Genomic DNA, 22,351 nt, shown 5'->3' with positions numbered 1-22,351 from the left:
CAGTGGGGGGTTTTGTTCATCCCCCCACTGAGTATTAGCCTTCACCAATCAGGTTTTTACGGGCAGCAGGGCTCCCACCTAACTTCTTTGCTCCAGCTGAATTTTGAGGTGGGAGTTTTACTGCCCACAAATAGCGGGATAAAAATAAATCTAAAAGGAGCTAATTTTATGGAACATAATCAAAATGGAGTACTTGCTTTAATTGTTTTGTTTTTAGGATTAGTGTTTTTTGTTAGTGGAATGGTTTATCATTTATGGGGTTCTTATTAATTTCAACTTTTAGAAAGATAAATAATTTAAAAACTAAAACGTGTATTGTAATTATCGATATGGCATATTTCCAAAAACAACTTAACATGGTAAAATAATATTTGGACGGGAGTCCAATATTATTAAAATTAAGATGGTTCAAGTCGGAGAAAGGCACCTTAGGGTGTCTTTTCTTTATTTTCAAAAGGACCTGCTCAATTATTGCGTAAAAAACATAAAGTAAATTGAATCCGTTAAAATACATGAGTGACCCCTTGTTTTCCCCTCTTATTAAAGGAGGAACTATTATGGGATTTGGTGGTAGTTGTAGTAGTTGTGGCGGCGGCTTTGCTTTACTAGTTGTATTGTTTATTTTATTAATCATTGTTGGAGCTTCTTGCTTCTGCTAAAAAACTATCGGAAAAGACACTCTTATATGGGTGTCTTTTCTTTGTAATAAAAAGCTCTTCATCACTTTCGGTCTTTAGTGTGACATACAAATAATCCAGTTCCCCAAGCGCCCATATTCCACAGCCCCTTCTTTGTGCTTTTCTTTTCATTTATATTTCAATTTCAAATATAGTAGAAACTCATTACAAGGCTAGTTATATATACAATTATTATAGATAATATATACCTTTCACCACATGTATCATTCTGAATAATTAAAAACAACTATTGAGAATTCCATATAGACCCATTACTGGTTAAAATGTTATAATTAAACCATCCTACATAGTTACTCATGTTCAGGATGAGAAACTAACGTCTTATTAAGTAATGCGCATAACTTAAATAAACAAGACACTGCAAAGTGTCTTGTTTATTTGCATCAAGTTTCCTTTTTATCCCAAAACCAATATAATCAAATGCAACATTTAATACATATAAAGAAAAATATAGATTTATTAAATCATTATGGCACCCATGAAAGTACTTTTATTTTGGAGGAACAAACTATGAACAATAAGTTATTAACATCATTATTATGTAGCACATTCTTATTTGGATTATCAGCTTGCAGTTCACATGATACATCTAGTAATAACACGAAAAACGAGCATAAGGCGCCTAAAGAAACAAAGAATACTGAACTTAGTAACAAGGATTCGCAAGAAAAGCTTTCCACTCAGGGAGTTTCTTCTGATGTATACATATCAATACCCTATGCAGAGTCATTAGATGCTATAGGTAGTGGAGAGGTTACAGCACAAGGTGTATTTAAAGTATTAGACGTCTCAGTTTATAATAGCCAAAAGGAACCCATTACACTACATAGTAACAACTTTAAATTAATTGACGGACTAGGAAGAGAATATTACATTTCTAATGAGTCTCAATTAGTACTTAAAGCTGCAAATACCTCTACATTTAAATTTGGTGTTCTTAATCCTAATGAAAATTCGGAAGGGAAAATTGTATTCGATGTACCGAAAAACACACAAGGATTAACTTTGAAAATTAATGGAGATATGCTGGATAAAGGGATCGAGTTAAAGGTGGAATAGTCAAAGAAAATATAAACCACCTATCACAACTTATACTAACATAAAAAAAAGTACAGCCTCTGTATTAACTACAGTAGACTGTACTTTTTCATTTGTGATTTTGTATAACTCACTATAACAGGATTCCTTAGTTCTTTTGAGAAGATGCTCTCCAATCACGAAAAGATGTTGGAAACCCAGAATGTCCACGTTGCTTTGTAACAACTGGTTTCTCTTGAAGAGTAGTTGATTTCTCTTCAAGAATAGTTGGTTTTTCTTCAAGAATACTCAAAGCTGTTTGCATTTTCTCCAGCTGTTCTTTTAAAGCTTGCTGCTCAATCTTTAAATCCGTAAGTAAACGTAATATCATCTCAGAATTAGCCATAACGATCTCCTTTCCCCCAATGCACAGAATAAAATACCATATGTAATAAGCGGAATACTCGTGACAAAAATAAGTTCGTCAACTCTTTTAAAATACCGAGTACTTTTATTTTTTCAAAAGGACCTGCTCAAGTTTATCCGTAAAAACATAAAGTGATATAAATCCATTAATATATGGACTTTATGGAAGGAGGAGTTAATATGGGCTATGGTGGTAGTTGTGGAGGCTATGGTGGTAGTTGTGGTGGAGGCTGTGGTTTTGGCGGTGGATTCGCCTTACTTGTTGTGCTCTTTATCTTATTAATCATCGTTGGAGCTAGCTGTTGGGGCGGCGGATTCGGCTGCTAATAAGAGGCACTCTTGAGAGTGTCTTTTTTTTATTTCTCAATATAGGGCTAACATATATGTGTTACTATCAAAAGGTGAGATTCCCTAAGCGTAATATAGTAGTTTACCAACTATGAAAGCCACTGTCACAAGAAAACAGTAGGCTTTTATTTTGTTATTTAACAAGATTAAAACATGAATTGCCATTTCCCCTCAGTAACATTTTCAAATTGACATAGCACTTCATGCACCATATACTGTTAACAACAGTATACTGTCATTAACAGTATATATTCTAGGAGGTATATTCATGAAGCATACAGGAAGACATACAGGTGCATTTCTTTTGTTATTTTTAGCAGAAGGCGATAACTATGGCGGGCAGCTACTTCAGAAATGTGAAGAAGAACTTCCGGTCAATCCAATTGATAGTGCCATCCTTTACCGCACGCTGAAGAAATTAGAAAACGAAGGCGCTATTGAATCTTATGTAAGTACATCCGTTCCAGATAAGCCGAGAAAGATGTACAAAATTACTATAGCCGGAAAAGAACAATTAGCGGATTTTCAAATGGATATTGAGGAAAAAATGAAAAACTTATCATTTTTCTTAGACAAATATAAAGACTTAAAGGAATCTAATCATGATTAATGGTGTTATTCTTTACACTTTAGCCATTATTCTTACGGGGATTTCTTTTATGAAAGATCGGAATAAAACGAAAGCTGCCCTATTAAAATCATGGAAAATATTTCGAAACCTCCTCCCTGCCATGCTCTCCATTATGCTTTTCGTTGGACTATCACTTTCTATCTTAACGCCGTCCTTCATCTCTTCCATCATTGGAGAACAGTCCGGATTGTTAGGTATTATTTATTCTGCAATACTCGGATCTGTGGCACTTATCCCAAGCTTTGTCGTGTTTCCTCTTGGTAATACGTTAGTACAGCACGGCGCAGGTCTTCCTCAAGTTGCGGCACTCATGTCTACACTAATGTCAGTAGGAATTACAACCTTGCCGATGGAACAAAAGATATTCGGACGAAGCTTTGCTTACGCTCGTAATGCATCTGCATTACTCATGTCACTCCTATTCTCATATATCATTTGGGTGGTGATGGTATGAATGAACTAAAAAGATATCGCTTCTTTTTCATATTACTGTTTGGGCTCCTCGTACTAACTTTTATAAACCAATCTTTAGGATGGAGCGCATTACAATTAACGGGGAATAGCATTTTAGATATGTTGTTTCTACTCCCCCCTGTCCTAATATTTGTAGGGTTACTTGATCAGTGGGTGAAGAAAGAAACACTAATGAAATACATGGGAGAAAAGTCCGGCATATATGGAATATTATTCTCTCTATTATTAGGCGGAATTGCAGCTGGTCCCCTCTATGTTGCCTTTCCGATTGCAGCACTACTATTAAAAAAAGGCGCCAGCATTAGGTACATCGTATTTTTCTTAGGTGTTTGGACAACTGCGAAATTACCGATTATGGTGTATGAATTTTCTTCATTCGGAGCTACCTTTACGCTCATTCACATTTGCTTCGGTCTGTTGTTCTTCTATGTAATGGGCATCGTTTTTGAGAAGTTTTATGATCAGGGGCAATTGTTGCGGTATGATGTTACGAAAGAAATGTAAAAAGACATCTTTATCTTGTAAAGATGTCTTTTTAATATGAACCTTAATTTTCGTTCTGTAAAACCCTCGCTGCCTTTACTTCCTTTTTCTCTTCTTTTAAGAACAACGATACGATAAAAGCAATAATGATAAAGATTAACCCTAGTGTAAATGCACCTTGGAATCCAGATGTTAAACCATTTAACTTCTCTACTGGATCCATTGGATTTGCTGAGCTTTCCATATACTTAGTTGTTCCTGAAGACATTTTCGAAATAAAGATAGCCGTACCAATTGCACCAGCTACTTGCTGTAACGTATTAAACAGCGCTGTTCCGTGCGGATATAGATCTGGTGTTAATTGATTTAAACCGTATGTTTGTGCTGTCATTACGAACATGAGTCCAACCATTAATACGCTATGCATAATAATAATTTGTACCATTGATGTATCAGGAGTAATGCCTTTAAATAAGAACATTGCAATACCTACTAACACAATACCGGTAACGATAACAACTTTCGGGCTAAATTTATCAAATAGTTTACCTGCGATTGGTCCCATTATGGCGCTAATAATACTTCCTGGAAGCATTATTAGTCCTGATTTAAATGCTGTAACGAGTAAAACTGTTTGCAGGAACATCGGTAATAAAGTCATCGTTGAAAATAACGACATCATAACAATGACGATTAATCCAACTGATATTGTAAACATCGGAACTTTAAATGCACGTAATTCTAAAATTGGATTCTCGATTTTTAATTGTCGCACTACAAAAATACATAGTGATATAAGCCCAACAATTAAGGCGCCATACACTTTCGGATCGGGCCACCCTAAATCACCTGATGCACTAAAGCTATACACAAGCCCGCCAAATCCTAATGTCGATAAAAGGATAGAGGGATAATCTACTTTCGGTCTTGTTAACTCTGTAACATTTTTAATGTATTTCATTCCAATTACAATTGAAATGATCACGATAGGAATAACAATGTAGAATAACCAGCGCCAATTTAATGAATCAACGATTACTCCAGATAATGTAGGACCAATTGCTGGAGCTGCCATCATCACAAGTGCGATTAATCCCATCGTGGCACCGCGCTTTTCAGGTGGACAAATAATTAAAATCGTATTCATTAATAACGGTGAAATTAACCCCGTCGCTACTGCTTGGACGATACGGCCGACTAATAAAACGGAAAATGTCGGTGCAAATCCCGCAATTAATGTACCGACTAAAAACGTTACCATAGCGATCAAAAACATTTGTCTCGTTGTGAGCCATTGCTGAAGTAACGCTGTAATCGGGACTAAAACCCCTACCACCAACATGTAAGCTGTAGAAAGCCATTGAATAGTTGAAGCTGTTACGTCAAATTCTTTCATTAATACAGTTAACGCATTACCAAGTAATGTTTCGTTTAATAATGCAACCATTGCCCCTAAAAGTAATGCAATTAAAATCGGGGTATGTTTCATATTAGAAGTATCAACTTTGCCACTTGCAGGGCTCTTAGTTGTTATATTCATTTGCAAATTCTCCTCCTGTTTCTTACTTAAAAAGCTTTAAATACACCGGAACACATGTAATATAATATACATATGTAGATTAAAAAGGGAGAATCAATTTTCATCCATTGTATATTTAATCTACAAAAAAGGAGAATTGTAGATGAATGATAATGAAAAACAACTTGATTTACGTATTAGACGTACACATAAATTATTGTGGGATTCCTTATTTGAATTAATGACGCAATCAAAACAGAAATATAGTACTATCACGATTAACCAAATTTGTGATCGCGCAATGGTACACCGAACAACTTTTTATAAACACTTTGAAGATAAAGATGCTTTATTAACATTTGGATTTAAACGATACAGCAAGATGATTGCGGGAATACCGGTTTCAGATCGATTAAGTAAACCATTTCAAGTAATGGAACAATTTCTACACCATGAAGAAATCGGTAAAATATTAGAAACGCAAATGTCTGATGAACAATTTATTAGCCGTACACATTATTTAAGTCACGAAACGAGAAAACAAGAAATAGAAGCGTTAAATCAACTTTGCAAAAACCATACGATGCCAAATGATTTAACCATTGAATTTTATTCAGGGGCAATCACCTCATTAAGTGCGTGGTGGTTTAAAAATGAAAGAAGCGTTTCTGCTGCTGAAATGGACCAATATCTTCACCAACTTATTAACCGGGATATTTTTCAGTTTGAGGAAGAATAACTTCACCATCAAAAAAACGCCTATATGAAATAGGCGTTTTTTACATACTATTACTTACCGATTTTTTTCAAATCCGAACTTTCTATAATTGAACGAGAATATCCATCTTTCCCAACTCGTACCATAGCTCTTCCCAATTGCTCAGAAGTTATCACACTGCCGAATCGCTTCAACAGAGGGTTAAACGGCTTCATCACATCGTACATCAATTGATACGATTTCGTTTTTGATTTCACACCATTTGTCGGGATAATTAATCCTGGTCTAAACATATACGCAGATTTGAAAGGTAAACGTAATAACTCATTTTCCGTTCTTCCCTTCACTCTCGCCCACATCGTACGTCCTGATTCTGTACTATCTGTGCCGCTACCAGATACGTAAATGAACGTCATGTTTGGATTTAACTTCGCTAATGTTTTTGCGGTAGATAACGTTAAGTCGTACGTAACTATAGAAAAAAACGTCGATAAATTTTTGTTCCAAATATTCAGAATTAATATTAAAATAAACAATGGGGATAGGGGTATGGAATCATAAATTATACATAACGAGGGAATAGAAATGAGAACTCAATTAAAAGCGGATTTAATGCTACTACTAGTTACATTCTTTTGGGGTGCATCCATCTTACTTACCAAGATTGGACTTGAAGGCATAGAAGAATACAATTTAATCGCATTACGATTTATTATCGCCTTTCTTTTATCAGGTTTAATATTTTACAAACATTTATTCAAAGTCGATTTTAAAACTGTAAAATATGCATTTATACTCGCTTCTGTTTTATTTATCGTTTACATTTTCGCGACTTTCGGCACAAAGTATACGAGTGTTTCTAATGCTGGTTTCTTACTATGTCTCACAGTCATCTTCATTCCGATATTATCAGCTATATTTTTAAAACACATTCCTGAAAAGAAAGTTATAGTAGGAATCATTTTAACGATAATAGGAATTGGTTTATTAACATTAACTAGCGAATTCAAGATCGGTAATGGCGATATATTTTGCATACTGTCTGCCTTATTTTATGCCATTCATGTAATCATCACTGGAAGCGTAACGAAACATGTGAACTCCATTGCACTTGGAGTCATACAACTCGGTTTCGTCGGTCTATTTAGTCTTATTTTTTCATTCATTATAGAAACCCCAAAACTTCCTAGCACGATCAACTCATGGCTAATCATATTAGTCTTAAGCATATTTTGTACCGCGGTCGCTTTCATCGTGCAAGTTATCGCCCAGCAATACACGACGCCTACACATACAGGACTTATCTTTTCATTAGAACCTGTCTTTTCAGCAGGATTTGCTTTCGTGTTCACAGGTGAAACACTCACAGGAAAAGGGTACTTAGGGGCGACGCTTATATTGTTAAGTGTGTTGATTGCTGAGGTGGATTTTAAGGGGTTGTTGCGGGTTAATTATAAGAAGAATATAGAGTAAACATTTTACTATGATCAATAAACATACCCTAGAAAAATATGAGTTTATATTATTTTCATTCTCTTCACTTAGATCTTCTTTTAAATGAGACTTTTTAGATGCTATCTTCAAATAAGATAGCATCTAAAATTGTTAAAAAGAATTCCCCCCTGGTATCTTCTTATACTTTATGTAGTCTTCATATTTAACCCTTTCTACGTTTTTTGAAGAAAAGATGTTCAAAATTACTTACTGAATATAGTCATACAGATTTTTCGCTAACAATAAACAAGTTACTGTAATGAAAAGAGCACGAACATACCCACTTCCTTTTTTTATAGCAAATTTGGATCCAACAATCCCTCCAGCAATTTGAGCAATCCCCATTATAAAACCATACACATAGTTTACTTGCCCTACATACATAAACATCAACAATGCACCAACATTACTTCCTAAATTAAGAAGCTTCGCATTACCTGCTGCTTTTAAAAAATCATACCCAATAAATAAAAGAGAAAACATTAAAAACGAACCTGTACCAGGGCCTAGAAACCCATCATAAAAACCAATAATAAAAATAAAAAAAGTAAAAATAATGAAGTGTTGACTGGACAATTTCTTATGAGTGGAAACACTACCCCAATCCTTTTTGAAAATCGTATAAATAGCGACCACACCAAGCATGATCAGCATCAATGGCTTCAGTACTTCTGGGTTCATTAAATGAACGGTCCATGCCCCTATTATGGAACCTATGAAAGTGAGCGGAAATAATTTAAACGCCGATTTCAAATCAAGATTACCAGAACGATAAAACACAATATTACTAGTTGCACACCCCATTGTCGACGCTAGTTTATTCGTAGCTACTGCACTTGCTGGGTTCAGTCCTGTAAATAATAAAGCTGGTAAAGCAATGAGTCCTCCACCACCTACAACTGAATCAATAAATGCAGCTAAAAATCCAAAAGCAATCAAAATAATTAATACGGATGGGTCTAAATAAAAATCCATATTATTAACCTCCCCTTTAGTCACTATTCGAATAGTAACTAATAATTTGCTAAATGTAAACAGTTATTGTAACGTTAAAATATAAAAGCAAACATCGGAGGACGAAAAAAGTGGACTACATAGTGCAACAGCTTAAAAAAATTGGTTTTAATGAATATGAAGCTAAATCTTATGTATCTCTTGTTAAACAGGGACCTGTCACTGCCTACCAAGTGAGTAAGGATTCGGGTATCCCAAGAGCGCGAATTTATGAGATTTTGGGTAACCTTGTAGAAAAAGGAATTGTCATGAAGGAAGAAATAAATGACACCACTCGCTATTCACCTCTACCTGTTGAAATCTTTTTACAAAAGGCACAATCAGAATGGCAGTCTACTTATGAAGGAATCAGTGATTCATTAAAAAAACTAGAAACTTTCGAGGAAAAAACAGATAATCGAGTGATTACTTTAAAAGACAATAAAACAATAATTAGCTACTGTCAGGCATTAATAAAAAAAGCCCAAAAACGTATTGTCATTTCAATGTGGGATGAGATGTATGAAGCGTTAAAAGAGGAACTATCTGAGGTAGCTGATAAAGTTACAGTACAAGGTATTACCCTGCATGTTGAAAATCCCATTAAAAATCTAGAAGCCCATCGTATAACACCTTATACAGAAACTCTGTCTACAGAACATTGGTTTATTTTATCTATAGATTCTAAAGAGATGATTTATGGACCATCACTTGAGGAGCGTAATATTGCTTTTTATACAGATGACCCCGTTCATATATACCTATTAGAGGATTATGTATGGCATGATGTGTTAGTGAATCGACTTGTCCAACGTAGCCAAGACAATTTGGAACAATGGATTACTACAGAGAGAAAATCCTTCTTTATGGGGAAATAAGAAACATATTCAAAGAATCGAAAAATAAAGCATAAGTTAATTAAATAGAAAACTTATGCTTTATTTTATTTACAAAGTGATACTCCAGTCTTTTAACTATTCCCCTCCACAAACCGCCCAAACTCCTTCAAAAATCTCAGCTTAAAACTACCCACAGGCCCATTCCGATGCTTCGCCACATGGATCTCCGTCATCTCTTTCTGTATCGTTTCCTTATCGTAATAATCCTCACGATACATAAGCATAATGACATCCGCATCTTGCTCAATTTGCCCCGTCTCTCTTAAATCAGATAAAAGCGGACGCTTATCTTGACGTGACTCTACAGAACGAGACAATTGCGATAATGCTACTACACAAACATTTAAATCACGCGCTAATAACTTAAGCTTACGTGAAATTTCACTAATCTCTTGAAATCGATTGCCCTTATGCTTTGGATCGCCCGTAATAAGCTGCAAATAATCTACAATGACTAACAGCTTTTTATCACCATGCTTCCTCTTTAACCTACGAGTCTGCATCCAAATATCTTGCACCGTAACGCCTGCATGATCGTAAATCTCAAATGGCAACTCACCAATCTCCGCAAACGCCTTACTTACCTTCTCCCAGTCCTCTATCGCAAAACGATGCTTCGGATTTTTCAGCCTACCTCCTGACACTCCGCCTACGCAAGAAGCCATCCTTTTTAACAATTGCTTACTACTCATCTCTAACGAAAACAATCCAACCGCCGCTCCAGACTTCGCCGCATGCAATCCAACATTAAGCGCAAACGCAGTCTTCCCCATAGAAGGACGCGCACCAAGAACAACAAAATCACCTTCCTGCAATCCGCACGTCATTTTATTTAGCGATGTATAACCAGTCTCAATACCAGTAATCTCTTTTACATCTTGATGCAGCTCTTCATACAAATCAACTAACGCATCCTTCAAATCAAACTCACATACACAATCCCTTTCCTCTAACTCACAAAGTGCCGTAATCGTCTCACCAATAATTTTCTCACTCTTCTCCGCAATAAGACGCTCTCCCATCTTGTGCCCAAGAACACCAGCCTGATACATTTTCCAGGCACCTCGAACAAGACCCTCATAATAAGAGAAGTTGGCAGTTGTAGGCACACCCTCTATTAATGCTATAAAATACTCCATTCCCCCGATATTCTCCAAAAAATTTGGATTCATCCGAGAAACGAGCGTCACAAGATCAATTGGTTGCCCTTCATCTTCAATTTTTCGCATTAACCGAAATATAGACTTATGCACCGGCATAGAAAAATAATGCTCCGTCAAACGGCACTCCTTAATAAGCTCTCCATCAATTAAAAGAGAACCTAATACCGTCTTTTCCGCCTCCACATTTTGAATACTCATGGACGCCACCCGCGTTCCGCTAAAAACCGCTGCAACTCTTCCTCTGACAGCGCATTCTTCTCCCACTCCTCACACTTCGCCAAAAAATTCTCCGTCTCCCCACTGCTAACAGACGACTCCTTCTTCCGAAAATTTGCCGTATCCGCCTCAACCTCCGACACTTTCGTAAATCCCTTCCCATGCCATCCCCTCAAAATCCCCTTCACATAAGCAACCGTCCGCTTATTATTCTCATACGCAATTTGAAGAGCCTTCAGCACAAGCTCCTCTGACAAATCAACCATCCACGCACTCAATTCCTCTACCGCAAACGGAGACAAACTACCAAAATGTTGCTCATAAAAAGAAAACACGCGACTTCCCGTATCTTCCTCTATAACCTCTTCCTCCGCCTCCCCGCAAACTGGCTCTACATCATCCACAGCCAAATCACTCGGCATACCAAAATGTGCTAAAAGCATCGGAACACTCAACTCCTCCTCCGCACACTTCTGAAGAAACATATGTACAAACTCCTTATTCTTCACACCCTTCAGCTCACGAAGCACACACTTCTCCACATTCGTATTCGTCACAGGATTATAACGAAGCCAATTTAAAACAAATAACTCCCGCGTCTCCGCATCATAAAGAATCTTCCCATAATCAATAAAGCGCTGCACAAGCTTATCAACAGTCTCCCTGTTATAACCAGTCTCCATCTCAGCTAACCGCTTCGGAAAAGGAAAAATCCCACACTGCGTAGTCTTCGAACAAGTTAACAAATAAACATAAAAATACCGCTCCTCCGGCGTCAAATCCAAAACAAAATCATCCTGCCAAAAATTCACCTGCACATTACGATACACCGCCATCCTAATTCCTCCTGTCCCGATTCAAAAGTAAAAAATTCTTCTTTGTACTATATATAGGAAGGAGGGGTGGGTTTTTGGCGTGTTATTTCAAATTTTTTTTTGACTACTACTACGGTGTTTGTAGTTGTTTTTGTTTTGTTATGTTTTTTCTTAGTGATTTATTACTTGGTAGGGGCTTGGAAGGGGCTAGTTATCGGTTACTTCGACTAAGAATACTCTGTTTTTGAAGCCGCCTCGTTCTATTGCTTTCTTTTTACGGATTTTGTTGATTTCTTTTAGTTTTGTACCTTTTTGTTTGGCTAGGGCGTTTTTAGTTTTAGGAGGTTGGCATGGGATTCCTTCGTTACTTTTTTCTTCTAATATAAATAAAAAAGCAGTTTAACTAGTTGTTAAACTGCTTGCTTGATTGCTTCTTCTTATTAATTAATATCAATCTTTTCTACTAACATTGCTGGGATACTAATTTCTCCACCCATAGTAGATTTATAAGTATATATACCTGCAGATTTCCCTTTAACAGTAACATTATCATTTTCTAACACTCTCGAATTTATAATATCACTTTTATAAGCAACGTATAATACTTTATCATAATTTCCACTAACTGCCACTCTTAATTGAGTCTCACCTTGTCCTTCCATTACTTGAATGACTTTTCCTGTAAATTTAGCTTTCTTTCCTTTAAAATCATCCGGTGTTCTAGCTAATTGATCATATGTAATTCCCGTTTCATATCCAATTCGCTCTTCTTCCTCTTTCGCCGCTTTCTCCGCTGCTGCTTTCTCTGCCGCTGCTTGTTCTGCTGCTGCCTTCTCCGCTGCTGCTTTCTCTGCTGCCGCTTTCTCTGCCGCTGCCTTCTCTGCTGCTGCCTTCTCTGCTGCTGCTTTTTCCTCTGCTGTTAACTCTTTCTTCTGCTCAGCTTTAGCTGGCTTAGCCTCAGTGTTTGCCTCTTCTGTTTTTTTCGTATCATTAGCAGTCGCAACCATTAAAACAAACATTGCTATTAAGCCTATTCCGTAAAACTTTAATACGCTTTTTCTAGTTCTTTTTTCTACTGCTCCCCATCTAACTACTAGTTGAGGTTTAATAACCCCAATAATTAATGCTATTAAACATACAAAAAACAATAATGCAAATAAAGTATTCAATTCACTTAGTCCTCTCATTCTTTAATCTAATTACAATTAATTTCATACAAACTATATATTCCCATGTTTCAATATTTTTTTCAACATTAAATTATTTAATTGATTTGTCAGATAATAAAAATTGAAATTCATCAAATGAACTACCTGTAAAAATACTTATAAAGGTAAAAAACAGAAGAATTTATCTTACGATGATACTCAATGAAAAAAGGATAAAATGAGTAATTTTGTACATCTTTAGACAAATAAAAATGTACATGTTTAGGTTGATATTTACACTTATAGTCATCGAATACTCATTGTATTCAAAATATAATCCTATACGATCTAACTCATCATTCGTTTTAGTATCTGATTTTTTACTTACTAAATATTTTTGATATAAAAAGACCCTCGCCGCAATCTGACGAAGATCTCCATACAAAATATTAATTATTACACATCAATAAAATTAATCACAAACCACTCATACTATGCAGTTCTCAAAATTACATTTTAAACTTTTACTGTATCCCGGAATATCTAAGGCTACATTTAAATCTTCCACACCCAAATATTTCAGATTCAAATAAACTGAATATAATTCTGCCTCCGATTCTGTATCGGTAAAAATTACATGTAAATCAAAAATCGGATGGTCTCGTTTAATTTTTATAATAGCATCCATAGCGTTCGCAATATCAACACTTGTTTCAGATGCAAAAAGATATTCATCTTCACAAGTTATTACAAATACACCTGGTAAGTTAGAATGTTCATCGATAAAGTTAAAAATATCTCCATTTAGAACGAACAACTCAAACTTCGAAGAGGATTGTACATACTTATGTAAAGGTAATAAACTGATTCTCAAGTTATCAGGATCAATTTTTGCATAATCATCAACCAACTCACTGGCATAATCCAAGAAATCTTCGATATCAAAGTTTTCATTTTTTGAATCTGCTTCCCTAAGTTTCCAAGTAAATGAATCTGAAGGCAGCCTAATTCCACAATGTAAAAGAATATCATCATACTTCGCAGTAACAGTATGAATAAGATTAGCGAAATATAAAACTTTAACAGTATGTAACTCATTTATACCTAAGGAACGGCATAGTTTACTACAATACCTTGAATAAAAATCAGGATTATCTTTCAAATTATCATACCAGTACTTACTCATCTATATCCCTCCGTCCTTTATAATTTATAAAGATTTTTTAATATAAAGATTTTTTGGTTGCAAATAAATTATTAAAATTTAGGATTTGAATACTCTTCCTTTTATTCGCTCAAACATATACAAAATTAAAAGTAGAATCCTCTTATATCCTACTTAACTTAAACAATATATTCTAATCCAATAAATAAGGCCATATCAAAAGCATACTCCGATGCCATTTTGATACAGCCTTATCTTATCCACTAATACTACTATCCCATTAATCATTTTTGGGCTATACAAGCATTAAAATTTTAATCTACTTACAAAACATTACTATCCTTTAAATAATCATAGAGCTTATTATCAACTGATTTCTCCATAATCATATTCATTGTCACAACCGGTAGTTCTTTCCCATTTTTATCTTGCATTTCAGTTTGTTCTACACTTGTTTTATCAGGGCTCGCTTTCCCTAAATAGTAAAAGTCGCTTCCCTCGTCATCATCTTTTTTCACAAAAATATGGACATCAATATTATTTTCTTTAGCATCAATAATCGTCTGAACTTCCTTTGACTTTAATGTTCTATTACTTCTGGTATACCATTTAAGAACATCTTGATTAAGAAATTCATCACCATAGTTCACACTGGATTCTACTTCATCATTTTTATGATATGTGATAAATATTGGACAAGTATAATATTTTGTTTTATAACCATATACAGTTGAAGTTTCATCAATATGCCAATTTAAAAGTTTGCATACATCTTTTCTTGAGTACTTTTTATATATAGTCAGGTTACTATCACACTCATAGTTTTTGTTTTTTTCTTTCGCACTTTTAATGATGTCCATTACCATATACTTAAAGTATTCATTCCGTTCTAAACTTTCTCGGATTAAATCATTAAACATATACGTCTTATCTTCTTGCAATGCGATAATTGACTTTTCCCCATATTTTTTCTGGCCATTCTGTGTGAAAAACGATAACTCAAAGACCCGCTGCACAGAAGTAATCGTTTCATCATCTGTTAAGCAATTAGATTTTTCAAGTTGTCTTACATACTCATCTTTATCAACTTTTTCTTGCTTTAATAATAAGTCTAACAAGACGATTTCGTTTTTACGTTTTCCATTTAATACTTCCAATGAGAACATTGTTAAAACTTTATTTTCGTAATCCGTTAATGCAGGGACATCTTCTTTCATTTTCAATAGAAACTGATAATAGTTCGAATATCCTTCCACAAGCACAACTGGATCAATAGAATGGTTTACTATAAAGTCATATAAATATGGAATTCTTCCTATTCTATTTTTCAACTCAGCAAAGGCTTCCTTCAATACTTTCATTGCTGTTAAATTACTATTATTAATCGCTTTAAAGATTTGCTTTTTCGCTATCTCTTCAAAGTTAACTGTTGAAATACCTTTAATATAACTCGTGTCATTTGTATATCTACGTATATTATCTTTATTTTGTGATCTATCTCCTGAAAGGGCAATCGGAATTAAATAGTTATTTTTATAGTTTCCAATAAAATCAATAACCGTAACAAAATCTTTCGAATCGTGTTTTCGAAGTCCACGCCCCAACTGCTGTATAAAGATAATACTTGATTGAGTTTGTCTTAACATGACAACTTGATTAACACTTGGAATATCAATTCCTTCATTAAAAATATCTACTGTTAAAATATAATCCAGTATGCCATTTTCTAATTGATTGACCCGCAGTTCTCTTTCCTGTTGGGAGTGATCACCGGTTAATGCAAATGTGCGAAAACCTCTATTATTTAAGGTATATGATAATTGTTCTGCCTCATCTTTTCGGCTGCAAAACATTAATCCTGTTACCTTTTCACCAGAAAAACCATAGTATTTTACTTTTTCAACTATATGATCCACTCGCTCTTCCGTAACAAGTTTAGATAAAACAGTAGTGTCATCTATCTTTTCACCATCATATTCAAAATCAGTAACTCCAAAATAATGAAAAGGACAGAGCATATCTTCTTCAAGTGCTTCTTGCAATCGAATTTCATAAGCAATATTGTAATCAAATAGCTCATAAATATTAAAGTTGTCTGTACGTTCAGGTGTAGCGGTCATTCCCATTAAAAATTTCGGTTTAAAATAATCAATAACTCTATGATAAGAACTAGCACCAGCTTTATGAACTTCATCTATTAAAATATAATCGAATAGCTCAGGATCAAATTGGTGTAAAGCGTCCTCTTTTGAAATGGTTTGGATCGTCGCAAATAAATATTTAGCATTTATTTGCTTATTTGATCCTGATAAAATCCCAAAATCCTCATCGGCTCCACCAAGAACTTTTTGAAAATCTGATTTTGCTTTATTTAATATTTGCTCTCGGTGAACAATAAATAGCATCCGTTTAGGTGCAAAATTTCTAACATCAAATGCTGAAAGATATGTCTTACCCGTTCCTGTTGCGGAAATAACTAAGCCTTTTGCTTCTCCAGCTTCTCGAATAGCTTGTATTTCTTTTAATGCAGCTTGTTGCATTTTATTTGGTGTAATTTTCAACGCTTCTTCAATTGCATTATGATATTGACCAGGTAATTCTATAACTCGATCTAGCAACTTATTTTCTGCAACTTGTTCATATATTGTTTCGTAATTTGCAATCAACTCTTCAGTTAATACTTGAGAATGCTCCCAAACTTCTTCAAATTGATTTTTAAAATGCTGAACAATCTCTCCATCTTCATGCGATGTTAACTTGACGTTCCATTCATAGTTTACCTTCAAAGCATGTGCAGTTAGATTTGAACTACCGACAATTAATGAACAATGTGTTTTATTATCAAATATGTATCCCTTTGAATGAAAACCAGATAAATTTGTTAATCTTACTTCTACATTTTCAAGTTTCATTAATTCTCTAAACACTTTTGGTGTATTAAAATTTAAGAATGTAGATGTTAATATACGTCCTTTAACCCCTTTTTGTTTAAGATCAAGGAAATGTGATTTTAAAGTCGCTAGCCCACTTTCCGTAATAAAAGCTACTGAGAAAATAAAAGATGTACTATTTTCTAGCTCCTCCAACAATGAGCTTAAAACATTCTCATTTTTTTTCGTATTGTTTACTAATAATTTAGGCTTATATATTCCGGGATGACTATGTTTTTGATCAATAAACCCTTTATATAAAGACCCCTCTAATTTTTGAATAAAATTCTCCATATGATCACCATTTATGACAAATTTTTATACTAATTGTATTACTCACTGATTTAAAGTGCAAATTTATTACAATAAAAAACTATCCGCATAAAACGAATAGTTTTTAATCCAATCACTTTACAAGCGATTCTTTTGCTAATTTCTCAATAGTTGGGATATCCGCAGGTGCCCATTCTAAAGCTGCTAGTTCATTTGGAGATAACCATTTAATTGCGACATGCTCAGTTAAAACTGGGCTTCCTTCAACAAGCCTACAATAAAAAGTTTTCAAATGAACAATACCAAAATCATACTCATAGGCTGTATAATCAATTTGTTCACCAATCTGCACACTACAATGCATTTCTTCACTAATTTCACGCTTTAGAGCCTCTTGAGGTGATTCTCCCTCTTCTATTTTTCCACCTGGAAATTCCCACATAAGAGGTAGCGATTTAGATGGTCCTCTTTGTGCACATAAAATTTTCTCATCTTGAACAATTACTGCTCCAACAACATAAATATTTTTTTTCATAATGTCCTCCTTAACCTAACAGAAACTCTATAATTTACGTTTCCACACCTTATAGACTGAAAAATGCCTTTTATATCTTTTAACGACTAATAAATTTTTAATCAGTTAGACAGCTTTTATCTATTCCTATCTAGTACCATTAATGTAATTAGCCTAACACTCTCATCTCTTTTATATTATATAGAAGTAACTACAAAAATAAAGCATGATTGAATACTTCCCTCTTAAGCCTCTTTTTTCACCATCTCTTCATACCTAAAATTACTCTCCTCCAAAAACCCCCTACTCTCCCCACTATTCTTATAAAACCCCTCCCAATCCCGCTCCCTCAAAATCCCCTTCCAAGTATCACTCTGTGCCATCCTCTTAATCACATCATCCCAATAAGCAACCTCTTCCTCCGTCATATCTTTAGGTCCCATAATTCCTTTCCAGTGCTGGAAGACAACGTTGATTCCTTGTTCTTTCCACGTCGGGATTTCCGGTAGTCGGTCTAGGCGTTTGGATGCGGATACGGCTAGTATTTTTATTTTGCCGGCTTTGTATTGTTTTTCGGCTTCGGATAGGGTCATGGTTGCGGCGTTGATTTGTTTGTTCATTAGGGCATTTATGATTTTTTCTTTGTTTTCGTAGACGAAGAATTCTAGTTCGGCAGGGTTTATGCCGAATGCTTTGCTTACTTGTACAAAGGATAGGTGATCGTCGTTTCCTAGGCCTGGAGCAACGCCGATTTTGAAGTTTTTCTTGTCTTGTTTTAGTTGTTCCATTAGTTCGTTTACGTTTTCTATGCTTGATTCTTTTGATACGACAACGACTTCCCAGTCTGATGCTAATGTTGCGAGCGGCGTGAAGTCTTTATATATTAGTTTACTGTGGCCTAGTAGGTTATTCGTTATGAGTAAGCTTGAGTTAATCGTAAGTACGTGACCGCCTTTTTGTTTCGTATATTTCCATCCGACATCACCACTGCCACCAACTTTGTTTGTGACTGTGATTGGTTTTGTGAAGATTTTTTCTTCTGTTAGTGTTTTTTGCATTGCTCGTGCTGTTAAGTCCCATCCTGCTCAGTATGTTAGATTCAATACCTTTTAGTGAACTACCCACCACTTAGTATCTCTTACGAGCTTACCCCAAAGTGGGGGCTTCTCGGTTCATCGCTACTTTTGATAGCTAACGAATTTGTCCTAGGACAGCCGAGCTAACTCCCTTGTTCCAAAGGTTATTTCTCACGATTTATATCAATGCTAATAACCGCATGGCTTCCTTTTTGATATTGATAGCTGCGTTATAGTCACGACTGATTGTGAGTCCACACGAACACGCATACATGCGTTCACATAATCGCAGTTCTTTTTTATTTCCACAACAACTACACATCTTTGTAGAAGGAAACCATTTATCTATTTTTACAAGCTGTTTTCCTTGTTCTTGTAGCTTATATGCTAAAAATGTCGTGAACATCCGCCAACCGTTGTCCGCTACACTTTTACCAAAGCGTAGTGCTCGTGACATTCCTTTCATATGTAAGTCTTCAATTGCTACAGCGTCAAAACTCGTAGCTAATTCTTTAGACTTGTGATGAAGGAAATTTTTACGTTGATTGGCGACTTTTTCATGCAACTTCGCGACACGAATGCGTTGTTTATTCCAGCGCTCCGAATCTTTCACACGTCTTGCTAATACTCGTTGCGCTTTTGCTAATTTGTCTAATATCTGACGATAAAAGCGAGGATAATTGGCTTTCTCATCTTCGCTACTCACATACAATTCAGCCATTGTGAAGTCTAATCCAACTACACGTTCTACTTCTTTTGGAGTGATTTCTTTTTCATATTCAGTCAAAATAGACACGTAATATTTACCAGTTGGTGTCATCGAAATCGTACACGATTTGATGATATGTTTTGGCGGAATTTCTCTGTGTTGCTTCAGTCTCACCATTTTCAATTTCGGTAATTTGATATAACCATGAAATAACATAATATTTCCGTTTACTCGATTCGTTGTATAGGATTTTCTACTCTTTTTACTTTTGAATGTAGGAAAATCACTTTGACCACTAAAAAAATTCTTATACGCAGTTTGCAAGTTTAATTGCGCGTTGGCCAATGCCAATGAATCAACTTCTTTCAACCATTCATACTGCGCCTTGTATTTCGCAGGAGTAGGAAATTTTTGCTTCTTCAGTTCTTCCTTATTCGCTTTGTGTTTTTCATATACTTCCTTTCGTTCAGCCAGCATTTTATTATATACAAAGCGTACACACCCGAATGTTTTACGTATAAGATGTGCTTGTTCTTCTGTAGGATACAAACGAAATTTGTACGCCTTATTCTGCTTTGGCACATCCATTCACCTCACTTTTCGCTTCATTTCCCATAAGCTATGACGGTGATTACACAATCTGATTATTATCTACTTTCATTGTTATACCAAACTTTACCTCTTATAAGACTGATTATATCAGGGGCGAAATAAATAGGAAAACCAAATGTTTGGCTACGCCAAACCGAAATTCATCTCCCACCTACCGCTGACTATCGTTTTTCACACGCTGGAGGAAGGAGACTTCTTTCGGATAATATGTTAAAACTCTCCATGTACATAAAATACAAAAAGAATAAAATTGTCATAATATTGAGATTTAACTCTGTAAACAGTACAATTCAACTATAATAAACACGCTTTCATATATACTTTTTATTTATAAGCAAGAGGAGGAATTATTATGGCTCAAGCAAAATCTAACCGAGTCGCCGGCAATATCTTCAAAGGTTCCGTCGGCAATTTAATTGAATGGTACGACTGGTACGTTTACTCTGCTTTCGCCGTTTATTTTTCAGCAGAGTTCTTTCCTAAAGGAGATCCAACGAGCCAATTACTGAACACAGCCGCTATTTTCGCTGTCGGATTTTTAATGCGCCCTATCGGAAGTTTATTAATGGGACGCTATGCAGATCGGCACGGACGCCGGGCAGCATTAACGCTTTCCATTACAGTTATGGCCGGTGGTTCTTTAATTATCGCCTGTACACCTAGTTACGAAAGCATCGGTATTATGGCGCCAATTATTTTAGTTCTTGCTCGTTTACTTCAAGGGTTATCACTTGGCGGAGAGTATGGAACTTCCGCAACGTATTTATCTGAAATGGCTAGTAGTGGACGCCGTGGCTTTTATTCAAGTTTCCAATATGTAACGCTCGTTGCTGGACAGATGGTTGCGTTAGGTGTTCAAATTGTTCTTCAGCAATTACTAAGCGAACCAGATATGAAAGCTTGGGGATGGCGTATTCCATTCATTATTGGTGCGATGGGAGCAGTAGCTGTATTATGGCTTCGCCGTACGATGGATGAATCGGAGCAGTTCTCAAACATGGAATCTAAAAATCGCGAAAGCGCAGGAACCGTTCGCGCTCTTATGAAACACCCGAAAGCAGTATTAACAGTAGTCGGCCTAACACTAGGAGGCACTGTTGCATTCTATACGTACACAACATATTTACAAAAGTTCATGGTAAACACAGTCGGTCTCCCGAAAGAAGTTGTAAGCTGGATTAACTTTGCCGCACTACTTATATTCGTTGTACTTCAACCGATTGCAGGGCTATTATCCGATAAAATTGGACGCCGCCCACTATTAATGGCTTTCGGTATTCTCGGAACGTTACTAACAGCACCAATCTTCTTCTTTATGGAAAAAACGACAGAACCAATTGTAGCATTCTTACTCATGATGGTCGGCCTCATTATCGTTACTGGTTACACTTCCATTAACGCAATTGTAAAAGCCGAACTCTTCCCAACTGAAATTCGCGCACTTGGTGTAGGTTTACCGTATGCACTAACAGTTGCGATATTCGGCGGAACAGCCGAGTTCATCGCATTATGGCTAAAGAGTATCGGAATGGAATCACTATTTTACTTCTACGTAGCTGGATGTATCGCGATAAGCTTTATTACGTATTGGCGTATGGATGAGTCATCGAAGACTTCGCAGATTGAGGCGGAGCTTAATGGTGGAGATAAACTAGCTAATAATAAATCTAGTTAAAATTACGTATTCTATGTTCTTCGTTTACCTGAACTCGATTTGCTTTATCTAAAAAAGCATAATTCATTAATATACAATTTAAAAACCTCTACTTATATGTAGAGGTTTTTGTATGACGAAAAAACACGTAGTTCCATTGTTATTTTACAAACCCCAAATTCTTCCTCATCTTAAAGTGGAACAAATTTATTACTTAGAGTGTCTAATAAGTGTATTTCTAATATTAGTTGTCCAGATTGGATACAACATATCCCGTTTGACATCTATTTTTATGTATTACAAAAAAAAGAAAGGACTTATTATTCCCAAAAGTAAAAAATATGTATTGTAATACTTTCACAGGTGAACCATTACA

At 35.5% G+C, this 22,351-nt stretch carries 21 protein-coding genes and 2 pseudogenes; 10 read left to right on the top strand and 13 right to left on the bottom strand.

Annotated features, from left to right (window positions below; all coding sequences use genetic code 11):
* Window positions 1–557: 557 nt before the first annotated feature.
* The gene (locus tag QCI77_RS04900; RefSeq protein ID WP_000505688.1) at window positions 558–659 is read left to right on the top strand and encodes a YjcZ family sporulation protein; all 102 of its coding nucleotides are present in this window, start codon (window positions 558–560) and stop codon (window positions 657–659) included.
* A 549-nt stretch (window positions 660–1,208) separates the two neighbouring features.
* Window positions 1,209–1,757, top strand: coding sequence for a DUF4352 domain-containing protein (locus QCI77_RS04895; RefSeq protein WP_353824590.1), 549 nt, complete (start codon window positions 1,209–1,211; stop codon window positions 1,755–1,757).
* A gap of 127 nt (window positions 1,758–1,884) precedes the next feature.
* Here the strand turns inward: QCI77_RS04895 and QCI77_RS04890 are convergent, their stop codons facing one another.
* Window positions 1,885–2,121 carry a hypothetical protein gene (locus tag QCI77_RS04890; RefSeq protein ID WP_002087264.1) on the bottom strand — a complete coding sequence of 79 codons (237 nt, stop codon included), beginning with the start codon at window positions 2,119–2,121 and terminating at the stop codon, window positions 1,885–1,887.
* A 200-nt stretch (window positions 2,122–2,321) separates the two neighbouring features.
* Between QCI77_RS04890 and QCI77_RS04885 the strand changes: the two genes are divergently transcribed.
* From QCI77_RS04885 to QCI77_RS04870, 4 genes are all read left to right on the top strand, one after another.
* Complete coding sequence (locus QCI77_RS04885) at window positions 2,322–2,468, top strand: YjcZ family sporulation protein (RefSeq protein WP_000540380.1); 147 nt, start codon at window positions 2,322–2,324, stop codon at window positions 2,466–2,468.
* 289 nt (window positions 2,469–2,757) lie between these two features.
* On the top strand, window positions 2,758–3,099 hold the full coding sequence (locus QCI77_RS04880; RefSeq protein WP_002087269.1) for a PadR family transcriptional regulator: 342 nt from the start codon (window positions 2,758–2,760) through the stop codon (window positions 3,097–3,099).
* The gene (locus QCI77_RS04875; RefSeq protein WP_002087270.1) at window positions 3,092–3,574 is read left to right on the top strand and encodes a hypothetical protein; all 483 of its coding nucleotides are present in this window, start codon (window positions 3,092–3,094) and stop codon (window positions 3,572–3,574) included. The genes QCI77_RS04880 and QCI77_RS04875 overlap by 8 nt, the downstream gene beginning before the upstream one ends.
* Window positions 3,571–4,098 carry a permease gene (locus QCI77_RS04870; protein ID WP_353824589.1) on the top strand — a complete coding sequence of 176 codons (528 nt, stop codon included), beginning with the start codon at window positions 3,571–3,573 and terminating at the stop codon, window positions 4,096–4,098. The genes QCI77_RS04875 and QCI77_RS04870 overlap by 4 nt, the downstream gene beginning before the upstream one ends.
* A 43-nt stretch (window positions 4,099–4,141) precedes the next feature.
* Here the strand turns inward: QCI77_RS04870 and QCI77_RS04865 are convergent, their stop codons facing one another.
* Entirely contained in the window at window positions 4,142–5,617 is a 1,476-nt protein-coding gene (locus QCI77_RS04865; RefSeq protein WP_353824587.1) for an MDR family MFS transporter, read from the bottom strand.
* A 142-nt stretch (window positions 5,618–5,759) separates the two neighbouring features.
* Between QCI77_RS04865 and QCI77_RS04860 the strand changes: the two genes are divergently transcribed.
* Complete coding sequence (locus tag QCI77_RS04860; protein WP_326997066.1) at window positions 5,760–6,335, top strand: TetR/AcrR family transcriptional regulator; 576 nt, start codon at window positions 5,760–5,762, stop codon at window positions 6,333–6,335.
* A gap of 50 nt (window positions 6,336–6,385) precedes the next feature.
* Here QCI77_RS04860 and QCI77_RS04855 read toward each other — a convergent pair whose 3' ends face one another.
* Window positions 6,386–6,850 (bottom strand): Rossmann-fold NAD(P)-binding domain-containing protein, encoded by a 465-nt coding sequence (locus tag QCI77_RS04855; RefSeq protein ID WP_353824586.1) that lies wholly within the window; start codon window positions 6,848–6,850, stop codon window positions 6,386–6,388.
* 49 nt (window positions 6,851–6,899) lie between these two features.
* On the opposite strand from QCI77_RS04855, the gene QCI77_RS04850 reads away from it, so the two are divergent.
* Window positions 6,900–7,787 carry a DMT family transporter gene (locus QCI77_RS04850; protein ID WP_353824585.1) on the top strand — a complete coding sequence of 296 codons (888 nt, stop codon included), beginning with the start codon at window positions 6,900–6,902 and terminating at the stop codon, window positions 7,785–7,787.
* Window positions 7,788–8,015: 228 nt separating this feature from the next.
* On the opposite strand, the gene QCI77_RS04845 is transcribed toward QCI77_RS04850, so the two are convergent.
* Window positions 8,016–8,783, bottom strand: coding sequence for a TSUP family transporter (locus QCI77_RS04845; RefSeq protein WP_353824584.1), 768 nt, complete (start codon window positions 8,781–8,783; stop codon window positions 8,016–8,018).
* Window positions 8,784–8,893: 110 nt separating this feature from the next.
* On the opposite strand from QCI77_RS04845, the gene QCI77_RS04840 reads away from it, so the two are divergent.
* Entirely contained in the window at window positions 8,894–9,679 is a 786-nt protein-coding gene (locus QCI77_RS04840; RefSeq protein ID WP_353824583.1) for a TrmB family transcriptional regulator, read from the top strand.
* 92 nt (window positions 9,680–9,771) lie between these two features.
* Here the strand turns inward: QCI77_RS04840 and dnaB are convergent, their stop codons facing one another.
* The 9 genes and pseudogenes from dnaB to QCI77_RS04795 all read right to left on the bottom strand — a co-directional run bounded on the left by dnaB (window position 9,772) and on the right by QCI77_RS04795 (window position 20,291).
* The gene (dnaB, locus tag QCI77_RS04835) at window positions 9,772–11,061 is read right to left on the bottom strand and encodes a replicative DNA helicase (RefSeq protein ID WP_353824582.1); all 1,290 of its coding nucleotides are present in this window, start codon (window positions 11,059–11,061) and stop codon (window positions 9,772–9,774) included.
* Window positions 11,058–11,915, bottom strand: coding sequence for a DnaD domain-containing protein (locus tag QCI77_RS04830; protein WP_353824581.1), 858 nt, complete (start codon window positions 11,913–11,915; stop codon window positions 11,058–11,060). The genes dnaB and QCI77_RS04830 overlap by 4 nt, the downstream gene beginning before the upstream one ends.
* Window positions 11,916–12,101: 186 nt before the next feature.
* A pseudogene (locus QCI77_RS04825) lies at window positions 12,102–12,224 on the bottom strand (nucleoside triphosphate pyrophosphohydrolase); the annotation flags it as partial.
* 110 nt (window positions 12,225–12,334) lie between these two features.
* Window positions 12,335–13,063 carry a hypothetical protein gene (locus QCI77_RS04820; protein ID WP_353824580.1) on the bottom strand — a complete coding sequence of 243 codons (729 nt, stop codon included), beginning with the start codon at window positions 13,061–13,063 and terminating at the stop codon, window positions 12,335–12,337.
* A 466-nt stretch (window positions 13,064–13,529) separates the two neighbouring features.
* Complete coding sequence (locus tag QCI77_RS04815) at window positions 13,530–14,228, bottom strand: hypothetical protein (protein WP_353824579.1); 699 nt, start codon at window positions 14,226–14,228, stop codon at window positions 13,530–13,532.
* A 302-nt stretch (window positions 14,229–14,530) separates the two neighbouring features.
* A complete protein-coding gene (locus QCI77_RS04810; protein ID WP_353824578.1) occupies window positions 14,531–17,431 on the bottom strand; it encodes a DEAD/DEAH box helicase in 2,901 nt (966 codons plus the stop codon).
* Window positions 17,432–17,543: 112 nt separating this feature from the next.
* Window positions 17,544–17,945: a (deoxy)nucleoside triphosphate pyrophosphohydrolase gene (locus tag QCI77_RS04805; protein ID WP_353824577.1), complete on the bottom strand. Its 402-nt coding sequence runs from the start codon at window positions 17,943–17,945 to the stop codon at window positions 17,544–17,546.
* Between the two features lie 224 nt (window positions 17,946–18,169).
* Window positions 18,170–19,009 (bottom strand): annotated as a pseudogene (locus QCI77_RS04800) (tripartite tricarboxylate transporter substrate binding protein); the annotation flags it as partial.
* Between the two features lie 169 nt (window positions 19,010–19,178).
* Window positions 19,179–20,291, bottom strand: a complete 1,113-nt coding sequence (locus QCI77_RS04795) for an RNA-guided endonuclease TnpB family protein (protein ID WP_353824576.1) — start codon at window positions 20,289–20,291, stop codon at window positions 19,179–19,181.
* 382 nt (window positions 20,292–20,673) lie between these two features.
* Between QCI77_RS04795 and QCI77_RS04790 the strand changes: the two genes are divergently transcribed.
* Window positions 20,674–21,996, top strand: coding sequence for an MFS transporter (locus QCI77_RS04790; protein ID WP_353824575.1), 1,323 nt, complete (start codon window positions 20,674–20,676; stop codon window positions 21,994–21,996).
* Window positions 21,997–22,351 lie beyond the last annotated feature (355 nt).

This window comes from Bacillus cereus group sp. MG9 (assembly GCF_040459995.1).
GTDB classification, from domain to species: domain Bacteria; phylum Bacillota; class Bacilli; order Bacillales; family Bacillaceae_G; genus Bacillus_A; species Bacillus_A mycoides.
Note: the sequence above shows the minus strand (reverse complement) of the source record. Positions and strands in the feature narration are given on the sequence as shown.

Excerpts from the sequence above, each read along its gene's own strand:
- QCI77_RS04900 (WP_000505688.1), top strand. The coding sequence starts at position 558 with ATGGGATTTGGTGGTAGTTGTAGTAGTTGTGGCGGCGGCTTTGCTTTA.
- QCI77_RS04895 (WP_353824590.1), top strand. The coding sequence starts at position 1,209 with ATGAACAATAAGTTATTAACATCATTATTATGTAGCACATTCTTATTT.
- QCI77_RS04890 (WP_002087264.1), bottom strand. The coding sequence starts at position 2,121 with ATGGCTAATTCTGAGATGATATTACGTTTACTTACGGATTTAAAGATT.
- QCI77_RS04885 (WP_000540380.1), top strand. The coding sequence starts at position 2,322 with ATGGGCTATGGTGGTAGTTGTGGAGGCTATGGTGGTAGTTGTGGTGGA.
- QCI77_RS04880 (WP_002087269.1), top strand. The coding sequence starts at position 2,758 with ATGAAGCATACAGGAAGACATACAGGTGCATTTCTTTTGTTATTTTTA.
- QCI77_RS04875 (WP_002087270.1), top strand. The coding sequence starts at position 3,092 with ATGATTAATGGTGTTATTCTTTACACTTTAGCCATTATTCTTACGGGG.
- QCI77_RS04870 (WP_353824589.1), top strand. The coding sequence starts at position 3,571 with ATGAATGAACTAAAAAGATATCGCTTCTTTTTCATATTACTGTTTGGG.
- QCI77_RS04865 (WP_353824587.1), bottom strand. The coding sequence starts at position 5,617 with ATGAATATAACAACTAAGAGCCCTGCAAGTGGCAAAGTTGATACTTCT.
- QCI77_RS04860 (WP_326997066.1), top strand. The coding sequence starts at position 5,760 with ATGAATGATAATGAAAAACAACTTGATTTACGTATTAGACGTACACAT.
- QCI77_RS04850 (WP_353824585.1), top strand. The coding sequence starts at position 6,900 with ATGAGAACTCAATTAAAAGCGGATTTAATGCTACTACTAGTTACATTC.
- QCI77_RS04845 (WP_353824584.1), bottom strand. The coding sequence starts at position 8,783 with ATGGATTTTTATTTAGACCCATCCGTATTAATTATTTTGATTGCTTTT.
- dnaB (WP_353824582.1), bottom strand. The coding sequence starts at position 11,061 with ATGAGTATTCAAAATGTGGAGGCGGAAAAGACGGTATTAGGTTCTCTT.
- QCI77_RS04830 (WP_353824581.1), bottom strand. The coding sequence starts at position 11,915 with ATGGCGGTGTATCGTAATGTGCAGGTGAATTTTTGGCAGGATGATTTT.
- QCI77_RS04815 (WP_353824579.1), bottom strand. The coding sequence starts at position 14,228 with ATGAGTAAGTACTGGTATGATAATTTGAAAGATAATCCTGATTTTTAT.
- QCI77_RS04810 (WP_353824578.1), bottom strand. The coding sequence starts at position 17,431 with ATGGAGAATTTTATTCAAAAATTAGAGGGGTCTTTATATAAAGGGTTT.
- QCI77_RS04805 (WP_353824577.1), bottom strand. The coding sequence starts at position 17,945 with ATGAAAAAAAATATTTATGTTGTTGGAGCAGTAATTGTTCAAGATGAG.
- QCI77_RS04790 (WP_353824575.1), top strand. The coding sequence starts at position 20,674 with ATGGCTCAAGCAAAATCTAACCGAGTCGCCGGCAATATCTTCAAAGGT.